Annotated in this window: 15 protein-coding genes; 9 read left to right on the forward strand and 6 right to left on the reverse strand. The window is 59.8% G+C overall.

Features of this window, described 5'->3' with window-relative positions; all coding sequences use genetic code 11:
• The first annotated feature begins 2 nt into the window (after positions 1-2).
• Together pcp and PSFL_RS21255 are read left to right on the forward strand one after the other, a co-directional pair.
• A complete protein-coding gene (gene pcp, locus PSFL_RS21250; protein WP_057438619.1) occupies positions 3-641 on the forward strand; it encodes a pyroglutamyl-peptidase I in 639 nt (212 codons plus the stop codon).
• Between the two features lie 98 nt (positions 642-739).
• A complete protein-coding gene (locus PSFL_RS21255; protein ID WP_397470452.1) occupies positions 740-1,420 on the forward strand; it encodes an HAD family hydrolase in 681 nt (226 codons plus the stop codon).
• Here the strand turns inward: PSFL_RS21255 and PSFL_RS21260 are convergent.
• From PSFL_RS21260 to csrA, 3 genes are all read right to left on the reverse strand, one after another.
• A complete protein-coding gene (locus tag PSFL_RS21260) occupies positions 1,407-1,727 on the reverse strand; it encodes a hypothetical protein (RefSeq protein ID WP_057438620.1) in 321 nt (106 codons plus the stop codon). The genes PSFL_RS21255 and PSFL_RS21260 overlap by 14 nt on opposite strands.
• 21 nt (positions 1,728-1,748) lie before the next feature.
• The gene (locus PSFL_RS21265; RefSeq protein ID WP_057438621.1) at positions 1,749-2,015 is read right to left on the reverse strand and encodes a hypothetical protein; all 267 of its coding nucleotides are present in this window, start codon (positions 2,013-2,015) and stop codon (positions 1,749-1,751) included.
• A gap of 211 nt (positions 2,016-2,226) precedes the next feature.
• Positions 2,227-2,421, reverse strand: a complete 195-nt coding sequence (gene csrA / locus PSFL_RS21270) for a carbon storage regulator CsrA (protein WP_007920550.1) — start codon at positions 2,419-2,421, stop codon at positions 2,227-2,229.
• 248 nt (positions 2,422-2,669) lie between these two features.
• On the opposite strand from csrA, the gene PSFL_RS21275 reads away from it, so the two are divergent.
• Positions 2,670-3,044 (forward strand): SPOR domain-containing protein, encoded by a 375-nt coding sequence (locus PSFL_RS21275; RefSeq protein WP_115128626.1) that lies wholly within the window; start codon positions 2,670-2,672, stop codon positions 3,042-3,044.
• Positions 3,045-3,081: 37 nt separating this feature from the next.
• Here PSFL_RS21275 and PSFL_RS21280 read toward each other — a convergent pair whose 3' ends face one another.
• The 3 genes from PSFL_RS21280 to PSFL_RS21290 form a co-directional block, all read right to left on the reverse strand.
• Positions 3,082-3,771, reverse strand: a complete 690-nt coding sequence (locus PSFL_RS21280; RefSeq protein ID WP_057438623.1) for an endonuclease — start codon at positions 3,769-3,771, stop codon at positions 3,082-3,084.
• Positions 3,772-3,775: 4 nt separating this feature from the next.
• On the reverse strand, positions 3,776-4,027 hold the full coding sequence (locus PSFL_RS21285; RefSeq protein WP_057438624.1) for a DUF1654 domain-containing protein: 252 nt from the start codon (positions 4,025-4,027) through the stop codon (positions 3,776-3,778).
• A 193-nt stretch (positions 4,028-4,220) separates the two neighbouring features.
• The gene (locus PSFL_RS21290) at positions 4,221-5,309 is read right to left on the reverse strand and encodes an asparaginase (protein ID WP_057438625.1); all 1,089 of its coding nucleotides are present in this window, start codon (positions 5,307-5,309) and stop codon (positions 4,221-4,223) included.
• 517 nt (positions 5,310-5,826) lie between these two features.
• Between PSFL_RS21290 and PSFL_RS21295 the strand changes: the two genes are divergently transcribed.
• Genes PSFL_RS21295 through rbsD form a run of 6 tightly spaced genes read left to right on the forward strand, consistent with a single transcriptional unit; the run spans position 5,827 to position 11,736 of the window.
• Positions 5,827-6,786, forward strand: a complete 960-nt coding sequence (locus PSFL_RS21295) for a sugar ABC transporter substrate-binding protein (RefSeq protein ID WP_057438626.1) — start codon at positions 5,827-5,829, stop codon at positions 6,784-6,786.
• Positions 6,787-6,844: 58 nt separating this feature from the next.
• On the forward strand, positions 6,845-8,398 hold the full coding sequence (locus tag PSFL_RS21300) for a sugar ABC transporter ATP-binding protein (protein WP_198799518.1): 1,554 nt from the start codon (positions 6,845-6,847) through the stop codon (positions 8,396-8,398).
• A complete protein-coding gene (locus tag PSFL_RS21305; protein ID WP_057960168.1) occupies positions 8,395-9,372 on the forward strand; it encodes an ABC transporter permease in 978 nt (325 codons plus the stop codon). Before PSFL_RS21300 ends, PSFL_RS21305 begins: the two co-directional genes overlap by 4 nt.
• 3 nt (positions 9,373-9,375) lie before the next feature.
• Positions 9,376-10,398: a LacI family DNA-binding transcriptional regulator gene (locus PSFL_RS21310; protein WP_057960167.1), complete on the forward strand. Its 1,023-nt coding sequence runs from the start codon at positions 9,376-9,378 to the stop codon at positions 10,396-10,398.
• A 22-nt stretch (positions 10,399-10,420) separates the two neighbouring features.
• Positions 10,421-11,338 (forward strand): ribokinase, encoded by a 918-nt coding sequence (gene rbsK, locus PSFL_RS21315; RefSeq protein ID WP_397470453.1) that lies wholly within the window; start codon positions 10,421-10,423, stop codon positions 11,336-11,338.
• The gene (gene rbsD, locus PSFL_RS21320) at positions 11,335-11,736 is read left to right on the forward strand and encodes a D-ribose pyranase (protein ID WP_057438630.1); all 402 of its coding nucleotides are present in this window, start codon (positions 11,335-11,337) and stop codon (positions 11,734-11,736) included. The genes rbsK and rbsD overlap by 4 nt, the downstream gene beginning before the upstream one ends.
• Positions 11,737-11,760 lie beyond the last annotated feature (24 nt).

The raw sequence follows: 11,760 nt of genomic DNA on the forward strand, positions 1-11,760 counted from the left end.
AGATGGAAACTGTGTTGCTGTTGGGGTTCGAGCCATTCGATCGAGACCTGATCAACCCGTCCTGGGAGGCGGTGCGCCTGCTGGATGGGGTGCAATTGCAAGAAGGCGTGACCATCGTCGCCCGTCAATTGCCCTGTGCCTTCGCCACTGCCGGCAGCTGTTTGAACCAGTTGCTGGCCGAGCATCAGCCACAACTGGTGATTGCCACGGGGCTGGGGCCTGGGCGCAGTGATATTTCCATCGAGCGGGTTGCGATAAATCTCATTGATGCACGGATCCCGGACAACCTTGGTGCCCAGCCCGTGGATACGGCGGTGACCCCCGAGGGGCCTGCAGCGTACTTCAGCACCTTGCCGGTCAAGGCCATGGTCAGGGCGGTGCGCGAGGCCGGAATCGCAGCCTCGGTTTCGCAAACGGCGGGCACCTTTGTATGTAACCAGGTGTTCTACCGCTTGCAGCATGCCTTGGTTGGATCGGGTGTGCGCAGTGGGTTTATCCATGTTCCGTATCTGCCAGGGCAGGCGGCTGAGCCTCAGCCTTCGATGGCGTTGGCGACAACGGTTGAAGGGCTGAGGATTGCGGTCCTGGCGGCCTGGAATACGCCGCGTGATATTGCCGAGAGTGGCGGCCAGGTGTGCTGATGCGCTGATGCGTCATCGTTCGTTTACAAGCTCGGGGCCGATCCGTAGATTGCATCAGGGCCCGACAACGGGCGACGAGTGCAAGAGGAAACCCTGCAGTGTCCGCCAAAGAATCGGCCGTATTTGATCGTCACTACCGTGCATTCCTGTTTGATATGGACGGCACTCTCCTTAACTCCATCGCCGCCGCAGAGCGGGTCTGGGCCGCCTGGGCGCAGCGCCATGGCCTGGACGTCGAGGCGTTCTTGACCACCATCCATGGCGTGCGCGCCATCGACACCATCACTCGTCAGGCTTTGCCAGGGGTAGATGCGCAGGCCGAGGCGTGGGGTATTACCGAGGCAGAAATCGAGGACGTGGAGGGCGTGGTGGCGATCCCTGGAGCCGTGACGTTTCTACAGAGCTTGCCCGCGCATTGCTGGGCGGTGGTCACGTCCGCGCCCAAGGCCCTGGCGCTGCGCCGTATGCAGGCGGCCGGGCTGGTGCCGCCGGCCGTCATGGTAACGGCTGAGGATGTAACCAATGGCAAGCCGGATCCGGCCGGTTACCTGCTGGGGGCCAAGCGTTTGGGGGTGCCAATAGGCGAGTGCCTGGTGTTTGAGGACGCGTCGGTGGGGATCCGTGCCGGGGAGGCGGCGGGCGCGGATGTGGTGGTGGTGACATCGACGCATTGGGAGCCGATGGCAACGGAACATCCGACGATTGCCAGTTATGACGGTGTGCGGGTGCAGTGTGACGCGGCCGGCCTGTTGCGTCTGCGGCCTTCTACACCGGCTTGAATGCCGCGCCGCGCCGGGTCAGCAGGATGTTCTCGGCGCCAATCCATTGGTAGCCCAGTGGATCCCTAATGTGTCCATGGATGACAGTGCCCGTGATCAGTTTCAACAGGTAAAGCTCGCGCAGGCCGGCGAGGATTTCCTCGGGCTTGCCCAGCAGTTCGCTGGAAGATTTCGGCTTATCTATTGAAAGTTGTTCGATCAAGGACTGTAGGTTTTTAGCGTTATGTTCTATGTCCATATCGATAACGTTTTTTATGAAGTGTAAGGGTATGGGTGCTACCGGGGCGGATAGTTCCTCATATTTCAAGTAGAGGATCCAATCGGTGCGTCAGGAGGGGGATTTCTGACGAGCGTGACGAAACGCACGGCGGTTGAGTTTTCGCTGGATCGCAGACTGAATGGGCTTGAGGCAGAAGCAGAACAGATAACCACCGAGAAACAGCGCCAGGTCAGGCCATGTATCGGCATCCTGCGCGGTGGTGCTGCCTTCCATGTACAGCCTGAGGCCGTATCCGATTGTCACAAAACCCAGGGCAATCAGCAGGGCGATCATCCAGGATTTGCAGGTGTAGGGCTCTTTGCGGGATCGCCTCATCAACGCGCTCCGAAGGCACTGTAAGGTTTTGTTACGTTCCTGGAGGGGTTTGTCTGCGATACGGTCAGCAAGTTCCGTGGCTGAACCTGCATGCTGACAACCGGTGGCAGGGCCTGGCGCGAGCTGCGCTGATCACGGGATACCGTAGACAGGCCAAGGGGGCTTTCGCCAGCCGTTACAGGGGACGAGCGGGCTGGCTACTGGGGAGGCTTCAAGGTGTTTCGCGTTTGTCCGGTGCAGTCAGGCCTGCCTGGATGCGCTGGTAAATCTCTTCGCGATGCACGGCAACATCCTTGGGAGCATTGATGCCGATTCTTACTTGCTGGCCGCTAACGCCCAGAATGGTGATCGTAATGTCATCACCGATATTTATGCTTTCACCGACTTTGCGGGTGAGTATCAGCATGGACTTCTCCTTGATTGCTTTGAAGGACGCATGTTTCTAACAGGGCGGATGTCGGTTATGTGTAGCTTACTGTGAAGCGCTTCCCTGTGGCTGCCTCTTTTAGGACGCATGGAGGCGGCATTAATTCCCATGGCGCCATCATACAGGTCTGGGAAACATCCTTCGCAATGTTTAAGCCAACGTTTATGACGGCCAGAATAGACAGTGAATGATAAAGTTGCCTCTTTGAACCTTAAAGGGGCAGGGCAGTGCGTAAAGTAGCGATGGCAATTGTGGTATTGGCGTTGGCCGGATGCGGTGACGGGCCCAATCTCGACACCCCCCGAGACAAGGCTGAAGCCGCCAAGGCCCAGGCTCCTGCGGTTGCCGCTGTGCAGTGGGATATCCTGGTACGCTCGCCCGACAATAAATTACAGGCGCTGACCGACCTGACCGCCTGGTTGCTGGAAAACGGCTTCACATTCTATCTGGCCAAGGAAGACGGCAAGGATCTGGTGCTGCTGGGGCCGTTCGCCAGCAAGGCCGAGGCTGAGGCTCGCCAGGTCCAGTTGCAGGAAAGACTGGTGAAAAAGAAGAAGACCGACGCCGAGTCGCTGGTGATCGAGCACAAGGCCCGCCCGTAATACGGTGGTTGGCGGGATCCGTGGATCCCGCTCATGTTTATCCGCAGGCTTTCAGGTTCACCGGGCCGACGAACTCATTACCACGCCCCATCACGCAGGCTACGGTTTGATTGCGCTGGCGCTCCCAGGGCTGCACGGGATAGGTACGGTTCCAGGCTTCATACAGTTGGCGGTCCTGTTTCGACAGGCGCAGGCCGTATTGTTTACTCATGTAGAAATAAGTACGGGCGATCATGCCGCGGATGGATGGCCTGGGCATGACTTTCTTGGCCTTGAAGTCCACCTGGGTCAGGCATGAACCATATTGCCCGCTCTGCACCGGCAACCAGCCAAAACTGAAGTTGTTGCGATCGCCATTGACCTCGCCGATGCTCGGTACCAGGTTGTGCAGGTCAGCTTCAGCGCGTTTGAAGACGGTGTCGGTGCGCGTGCAGTTCTTGCGTCCGCCGTCTTGCCAGCACTGGCGTTGATGGCCGATCTGCCAGGCCGGGACAATGTGCTCCCACTCGATGCGCGCCGCCCGGTTGGCGTTTTTACGCGGAACGTAGCCGCAGGCTTTCAGGTCGACCCGGTTACCCGTGTACTTGCAGCCGCAATAGAACTCAGTGGATTGCGGGGCGTAGAGTTTCCAGGCGATTTTCTTGGCTTCACTGAAGGTACGTGGGGCTTGGGCGTGGGCGGCGGTAGCAAAAAAAACACAGAACAGGGCGATAAAACGGACACTCATTGACTCAATCTTCCTTCGGTACGACCCAGAAAATCTGCACGCCGCCATCATCGCGATAAGCGAGGGTGACGTTGTCGTTTTCTGCGATTTCCTCCAGTAGTCGTGCCCACTCGTCCTCGGGTTCCTCCGGCAAACGGAAAATCAACGCGGCCTTGTTTTTTTGGGCGTTGGTGGAATTGATGATTTTTTGCACACGGATCGCCAGGCGTTGATAGGCGTCGGGCGGTGTCGGTGCTGCAGAGGAGGGCTTGGCCACGGAGGAGTCCTTAATTAGCTGTACGAACATACAGTATTTAACTGTGAGTAAATTCGCAACTGCTTAAAATTCAAGAAGTCCGTGTGACAACGGTTTACGCGGATTGGTGTACAGCGAGGATTTTTTGCAGGAGCCGACAACGACCTGTTGTCCCTGTCGGCGCCTACAAGGGTGTTAGCGGTGTGTCAGTAACTTAGTATTCCCAGAACATCCGCTGCAGTTCCTTGCTGTCCTGGGTCTTGGTCAGGGCGACCATGGCCAGGATGCGGGCTTTCTGCGGGTTCAGGTCATGGGCCACAACCCAGTCGTATTTGTCGTCAGGCTGTTCGGCATTGCGCAGAACGAAACCGCCGGCATTGACGTGGGAAGAACGAATGATTTGCACGCCTTCCTTGCGCAGTTCCTGCAGGGCCGGTACTACCTTGGCCGGTACCGAGCCATTGCCGGTGCCGGCATGGATGATGGCTTTGGCGCCAGCCTGGGCCAGGGCTTTGTAGGCGGTGTCGCTGACGTTGCCATAACCGTAGGCAATTTCAACGTCGGGCAGGCTCTTGATGTTCTTGATATCGAACTCCGAGTTCATGGTGTGACGCTTGGCCGGCTGGCGGAACCAGTAGGATTTGCCCTCTACGACCATACCCAGTGGGCCCCAGGCGCTTTTGAAGGCCTCGGTCTTGATGTTGATCATCTTGCTGACATCGCGACCCGATTGGATCTCGTCGTTCATGGTCACCAGGACGCCTTTGCCGCGTGCGTCTTTGCTACCGGCAACAGCCACGGCGTTGTACAGATTGAGCATGCCGTCGGCCGACATGGCAGTGCCTGGACGCATGGAGCCCACGACCACGATTGGCTTGTCGGTTTTTTCCACCAGGTTGAGGAAGTAGGCGGTTTCTTCGAGGGTGTCGGTGCCGTGGGTGATCACGATGCCGTCCACGTCTTTGCTGTCGGCAAGTTCTGCGACACGACGACCCAGTTGCAGCAGGTTTTCGTTAGTGATGCTTTCGGAAGCAATTTGCATCACTTGCTCGCCGCGCACGTTGGCGATCTGGCTGAGCTCCGGAATGCCGGCAATCAGTTGTTCGATACCCACCTTGGCCGCCTGGTAGGTGGCGCTGTTGGCCGCGCTGGCGCCAGCGCCGGCAATGGTGCCGCCAGTGGCCAGCACGACTACGTTGGACAGTTTGGTCTTGGATTCAACTTCCTTGGCCTGGGCGGCCACGGGGAAGAGCAGCAGCAGGGCTAAAGCGCCCGGAACAAAGTTCTTGAGTGCAGATTTCATTATTTTTCTCTCTAGTTTTGATGAGTGCTTGTGCAGGTTCATCCAGAACACCCCGGGCTGCGCTGAGCGCCACAAGGTGCTGATTAAGAGCAGGATTTGTACCAGCGGGATTTTGTTTGGGATTTGATTTTAACTTGTTGATTTAAATCGTATTTTTTGATGTTGCGTGATCTCTTGGCTTCAGCTCGTGTCCGAATATCCGAACGCAGGGGGCTGTGGTGTTCGGTTGTCCGAAAATCACCCTGGGAAAATCAGCAGCATCCTTCTGAGGTGTGCCTGCCGATCTGTCGTTTTTAGAGAACGATCACCCCGCCCGGATGTTTAGCCTGGACCTGGTCGAGCTGTAGGGCAGGAGGTAGAGCCAACGAAGAAAAAGCACTTTTCTTTCGTTGACAAAATTCGGCAGCCTTCGCATAGTTTGTTTAGCGCAAACGTTTGCGAGGTGTTTCACGGCACTCGGTGAGTGAAGTGAAGGTGCAGGCGTTGCTCACAATAATCATAAGATCGGAGTGAACCCATGAAGCTTCCATTCGCTGGACGTTTGCTTGCTGCCGCCGTGCTGGCTGCCGCATCCGCTGCCCTGCCTCTCTCCTCTGCATTCGCTGATGACACCGCCGCCAAACCCAAGGTCGGCCTGGTGATGAAATCCCTGGCCAATGAGTTTTTCGTCACCATGCAAGACGGTGCCAAGGACTATCAGAAAGCCCATGCCGCCGATTTCGACATGATCACCAACGGGATCAAGAACGAAACCGATACCTCGGCACAGATTGATATCGTCAACCAGATGATCCTCGCCAAAGTCAACGCGATCGTCATCGCACCCGCCGACTCCAAGGCGTTGGTCAACGTGCTGAAGAAAGCCTCCGATGCCGGGATCAAGGTGGTCAACATTGATAACCGCCTGGACCCTGAAGTGTTGAAAAGCAAAAACCTCGAGGTTCCCTTTGTAGGCCCGGATAACCGCAAGGGGTCGCGTCTGGTTGGCGAGTACCTGGCCAAACAGCTGGCGAGTGGCGATAAAGTCGGCATTATCGAAGGCGTCCCGACCACCACCAATGCCCAGCAACGCACCGCCGGGTTCAAGGACGCCATGGGTGCGGCCGGTATGAAGATTGTGTCCGTGCAGTCCGGTAACTGGGAAATCGACCAGGGCAACAAGGTGGCGGCGGCCATGTTGAGCGAATACCCGGACCTCAAGGCGCTGCTGGCCGGTAACGACAACATGGCCCTGGGCGCCGTTTCAGCGGTGCGCGCAGCGGGCATGGCGGGCAAGGTCCAAGTGGTTGGCTACGACAACATCGCTGCGATCAAGCCAATGCTCAACGACGGTCGCGTCCTGGCCACCGCCGACCAGGCGGCTGCCCAGCAAGCCGTATTTGGTATCCAGAATGCGCTGAAGCTGGTCAAGGGCGAAAAAGTCGAGTCCGTGGACGGCGTGATCGAAACGCCGGTAGAGCTCGTCCTCAAGCAATAACCCCTGGCCGCGCACTACAGCGCCCGCTCACATGGAGCGGGCGCCTGGAGATTTTCTTATGTCATCTTCCGCACCGACCCCTGTCCTCTCGGTCAGTGGTATCGGTAAGACCTATGCCCAGCCCGTCCTGTCCGACATCACCCTGACGCTTAATCGCGGCGAGGTGCTGGCGTTAACGGGTGAGAATGGCGCGGGCAAAAGCACCCTGTCGAAGATCATCGGCGGTCTGGTCACGCCAACCACTGGCCAGATGCAGTTCAATGGTCAGGCATACACCCCAGCCAGCCGGACCCAGGCGGAAAAGCAGGGGATCCGCATGGTGATGCAGGAGCTCAACCTGCTGCCGACCCTGACCGTGGCCGAAAACCTGTTCCTCGATAACCTGCCCAGCCGCGGTGGCTGGATCAGCCGCAAGCAGTTGCGCCAGGCCGCGATTGAGGCCATGGCACACGTGGGCCTGGATGCCATTGACCCGGACACCCTGGTCGGCAGCCTGGGCATTGGCCATCAGCAGATGGTCGAGATCGCCCGCAACCTGATCGGCGATTGCCATGTGCTGATCCTCGACGAACCGACGGCGATGCTCACCGCCCGTGAAGTCGAGATGCTGTTCGAGCAAATTACCCGCCTGCAGGCCCGGGGCGTGGCAATTATCTATATTTCCCATCGACTGGAAGAGCTGGCACGGGTAGCCCAACGCATTGCAGTGCTGCGTGACGGCCAGTTGGTGTGTGTCGAACCGATGGCCAATTACAACAGCGAACAACTGGTCACGTTGATGGTCGGTCGTGAGCTGGGTGAGCACATCGACCTAGGTCCGCGCACCATCGGCGCGCCGGCCTTGACGGTCAAGGGCCTGACCCGAGCGGACAAGGTTCGCGACGTGTCCTTTGAAGTGCGAGCCGGTGAAATCTACGGCATCTCGGGTTTGATCGGCGCCGGCCGTACGGAGTTGCTGCGCCTGATCTTTGGTGCCGACCTGGCCGACAGTGGCACGGTAGCCCTCGGCTCGCCGGCCCGGGTGGTGAGCATTCGTTCGCCGGTGGATGCAGTAGGCCATGGCATTGCCTTGATTACCGAGGATCGCAAGGGCGAGGGCCTGTTGTTGAGCCAGTCCATCAGCGCCAACACGGCCCTGGGCAATATGGCCAAGGTGTCCAGCGCCGGCCTGGTCAATGGGCGCGACGAAACGGCTCTGGCCAAGCGGCAGATTGACGCCATGCGTATCCGCAGCTCCAGCCCGGCGCAATTGGTGTCCGAGTTGTCGGGCGGCAATCAGCAGAAGGTGGTAATCGGCCGCTGGCTGGAGCGTGATTGCGCAGTGATGCTGTTTGATGAACCCACCCGTGGCATCGACGTGGGTGCCAAGTTTGATATCTATGCGCTGCTGGGTGACTTGACTCGCCAGGGCAAGGCGCTGGTGGTGGTGTCCAGCGACCTGCGGGAGCTGATGCTGATCTGTGACCGCATCGGTGTGCTGTCTGCCGGGCGCTTGATCGAGACCTTCGAGCGTGCCAGCTGGACCCAGGATGAATTGCTTGCTGCCGCATTTGCCGGCTATCAGAAACGTGATGCGTTGCTCAACGAAGCCGCGCCCAGGACAAACCCATGAAAACAGCAACTCCAACCGCCAAAGCCGGCGGTAATTTCTACGGCCTGGGCACCTATCTGGGTCTGGCTGGTGCATTGCTGGCGATGATTGCGCTGTTCTCGGCGCTGAGCAGCCACTTTTGGTCCTATGGCACCTTCAGCACCATTGCCAACCAGATTCCCGACTTGATGGTGCTGGCTGTGGGCATGACGTTCATCCTAATCATCGGCGGCATTGACCTGTCGGTGGGCTCGGTATTGGCCCTGGCCGCGTCTGCGGTCAGCGTGGCGATCCTCGGCTGGGGCTGGAGCGTGATACCCGCAGCCTTGCTCGGCATGGGCTGCGCGGCACTGGCCGGCACCATCACCGGCTCGATCACCGTGGCCTGGCGGATTCCGTCGTTCATTGTGTCCCTGGGGGTGCTGGAAATGGCCCGTGGCGCGGCCTACCAGATGACCGGGTCGCGCACTGCCTATATCGGTGACTCCTTTGCCTGGCTGTCCAACCCGGTGGCCTTTGGTATCTCGCCGTCGTTCATCATTGCGTTGCTGGTGATTATCGTGGCCCACGCGGTACTGACGCGTACCGTGTTTGGTCGCTACCTGATCGGCATCGGCACCAATGAAGAGGCGGTGCGCCTGGCGGGGATCAATCCAAAACCCTACAAGATCCTGGTGTTCAGCCTGATGGGACTGTTGGCTGGGGTGGCGGCGCTGTTCCAGATTTCGCGCCTGGAAGCGGCCGACCCGAACGCTGGCTCCGGCCTGGAGCTGCAGGTGATTGCCGCAGTGGTGATCGGCGGCACCAGCCTGATGGGCGGGCGTGGCTCGGTGATCAGTACATTCTTTGGGGTGCTGATTATTTCTGTATTGGCGGCCGGTCTGGCGCAGATCGGTGCGACCGAGCCGACCAAACGCATCATTACCGGCGCCGTTATCGTGATTGCCGTGGTGCTCGACACCTACCGCAGTCAACGCGCCAGTCGGCGGGGCTAAGCCATGGCAACCATCAAGGATGTGGCGGCGCTTGCGGGGATTTCCTACACCACAGTGTCCCATGTGGTGAACAGGACACGCCCGGTCAGCGAGCCCGTGCGACTCAAGGTCGAAGCCGCGATCAAGCAGTTGGACTATGTGCCCAGCGCGGTCGCCCGTTCGCTGAAGGCCAAGACCACGGCGACCATCGGCCTGCTGGTGCCCAACAGCCTCAACCCGTATTTCGCGGAGCTGGCCAGGGGCATCGAGGATTACTGCGAGCGCAATGGCTACTGCGTGATCCTGTGCAATTCCGACGATAACGCCGAGAAACAGCGCAACTATTTGCGGGTGTTGCTGGAGAAGCGTGTCGACGGCTTGATCGTCACCTCCGTCGGTGGTGATGACGATGGCCTGGCCGCTGGCTTGAAAGGCGTGCGCACGCCCATGGTCATTGTCGACCGGGGCCTGGAAGGCGTGGATGTGGATCTGGTGCGCATTGACCACGAGCAGGGCGCGTACCTGGCGACCCGGCATTTAGTGGCGCTGGGGCACCGGGATATCGCCTGTATCGGCGGGCCCGCCCATACCCGTGTGGCGCAGATGCGCCTGGCCGGCTACCAGCGTGCGTTGCAGGAGGCCGGGATCGCGGTGCCCGCCAGTCGCGTGCTGGAAAGCGATTTCACCAGCACCGGTGGCTATGGGGCGGCGGTGCAGTTGCTGGCAGACAACCCGCCCAGCGCGATATTTGCCGGCAACGACATGATCGGTTTCGGTGTATTGCGGGCGGCCGCCGAGCGCAACCTGCGGGTACCCGCCGAGCTGTCGGTGATTGGTTTTGATGACATTCAAATGAGCCGCTATGTGTACCCCGCGTTGACCACTGTGGGTCAGTCGATCCTGCAATTGGGGGAAACGGCGGCGGAGTTGTTACTGCGACGGATTGCGACACCGCAATTGCCGGTTGACCAGCGCATTGTCACGCCGAGCATTGTCTTGCGTGAGTCAACGGCGCCGTTGGCTGCTGTGTTTGCCTCAAACCGCTGAACGAATTGATGAGTATTGACGTATGCCAGCAACAGTAGTGGTAGTGGGCAGTTTGAACATGGACCTGGTGACCCGGGCCAGCCGGCTGCCTCGCGGCGGTGAGACCCTGGTTGGCCAGTCGTTTGCCACCGTTCCGGGCGGCAAGGGCGCCAATCAGGCGGTCGCTGCGGCGCGCCTGGGGGCTGAGGTTGCGATGATCGGCTGCATAGGCAGCGATGCCTACGGCGCTCAATTGCGCGATGCATTGCTGGTGGAAGGGATCGACTGTCAGGCCATCAGTGAGGTGCCGGGTTCCAGTGGTGTCGCGCTGATTGTGGTGGATGACAGCAGTCAGAATGCGATTGTGATTGTGGCCGGCAGCAACGGCCAACTGACCCCCGCGTCGCTGTTGGCGTTCGACGCCGTGCTGCAGGCGGCCGAGGTGATTGTCTGCCAGCTCGAAGTGCCCATGGACACCGTGGGGTATGCCCTCAAGCGTGGCCGTGAGTTGGGCAAGACGGTGATCCTCAACCCGGCGCCCGCCAGCGGCCCGCTGCCGGCAGACTGGTACGCCTGCATTGACTACCTGATCCCCAACGAAAGTGAAGCATCGGCCTTGAGCGGGGTGCCGGTCGATTCCCTGGACTCCGCCAAGGTTGCGGCGACCCATCTGCTGAAAGCCGGGGCGGGCAAGGTCATCGTGACCCTGGGTTCGCAGGGGGCGCTGTTCGCCGACGGCCGAGGGTTCGAGCACCTGTTGGCGCCCGAAGTGCAGGCCGTGGATACCACGGCGGCAGGCGACACCTTTGTCGGTGGCTTTGCGGCAGCGCTGGCCAGCGGCCAGAGCGAGGCCGAGGCCATCCGGTTTGGCCAGGTCGCGGCGGCCCTGTCGGTCACCCGCGCCGGAGCCCAACCCTCTATTCCTACGCTGCATGACGTCCAAGGCTTTGTTCGCCCATGAAAAAGACCCCATTGCTCAATATTGCCCTGTCGCGGCTGATCGCCTCCCTTGGCCATGGCGACATCCTGGTGATCGGCGATGCCGGCCTGCCAGTGCCGCCGGGTGTGGAGTTGATCGACCTGGCGCTGACCCAGGGTATTCCTGACTTCATCAGCACTTTGCGCGTGGTGCTCAGCGAGATGCAGGTGGAAAGCCACGTACTGGCCGAGGAACTCTTGCACAAGCAGCCACCGGCGCTGGCTGACCTCAATGCCCTGGACCAGGGCGAGCTGGGTGAGCGTCGCTTGCTGAGTCATGACGCGTTCAAGCTGCTCAGCCACAAGGCGCGCGCGGTGGTGCGCACAGGCGAGTGCCAGCCCTACTGTAATATCGCGCTGGTGTCTGGCGTGACTTTCTAGCGTTTCCCACAATGACAAGGAGTG

It is taken from the genome of Pseudomonas sp. DD1 (genome assembly GCF_044510355.1).
In the GTDB taxonomy this organism is placed as follows: domain Bacteria; phylum Pseudomonadota; class Gammaproteobacteria; order Pseudomonadales; family Pseudomonadaceae; genus Aquipseudomonas; species Aquipseudomonas shahriarae.

What these genes read in the sequence shown, in the direction of transcription:
- rbsK (WP_397470453.1), top strand. Translation starts at nt 10,421, where the DNA reads ATGCCAGCAACAGTAGTGGTAGTGGGCAGTTTGAACATGGACCTGGTG.
- PSFL_RS21290 (WP_057438625.1), bottom strand. Translation starts at nt 5,309, where the DNA reads ATGAAATCTGCACTCAAGAACTTTGTTCCGGGCGCTTTAGCCCTGCTG.
- PSFL_RS21280 (WP_057438623.1), bottom strand. Translation starts at nt 3,771, where the DNA reads ATGAGTGTCCGTTTTATCGCCCTGTTCTGTGTTTTTTTTGCTACCGCC.
- PSFL_RS21300 (WP_198799518.1), top strand. Translation starts at nt 6,845, where the DNA reads ATGTCATCTTCCGCACCGACCCCTGTCCTCTCGGTCAGTGGTATCGGT.
- pcp (WP_057438619.1), top strand. Translation starts at nt 3, where the DNA reads ATGGAAACTGTGTTGCTGTTGGGGTTCGAGCCATTCGATCGAGACCTG.
- rbsD (WP_057438630.1), top strand. Translation starts at nt 11,335, where the DNA reads ATGAAAAAGACCCCATTGCTCAATATTGCCCTGTCGCGGCTGATCGCC.
- PSFL_RS21295 (WP_057438626.1), top strand. Translation starts at nt 5,827, where the DNA reads ATGAAGCTTCCATTCGCTGGACGTTTGCTTGCTGCCGCCGTGCTGGCT.
- PSFL_RS21305 (WP_057960168.1), top strand. Translation starts at nt 8,395, where the DNA reads ATGAAAACAGCAACTCCAACCGCCAAAGCCGGCGGTAATTTCTACGGC.
- csrA (WP_007920550.1), bottom strand. Translation starts at nt 2,421, where the DNA reads ATGCTGATACTCACCCGCAAAGTCGGTGAAAGCATAAATATCGGTGAT.
- PSFL_RS21310 (WP_057960167.1), top strand. Translation starts at nt 9,376, where the DNA reads ATGGCAACCATCAAGGATGTGGCGGCGCTTGCGGGGATTTCCTACACC.
- PSFL_RS21265 (WP_057438621.1), bottom strand. Translation starts at nt 2,015, where the DNA reads ATGAGGCGATCCCGCAAAGAGCCCTACACCTGCAAATCCTGGATGATC.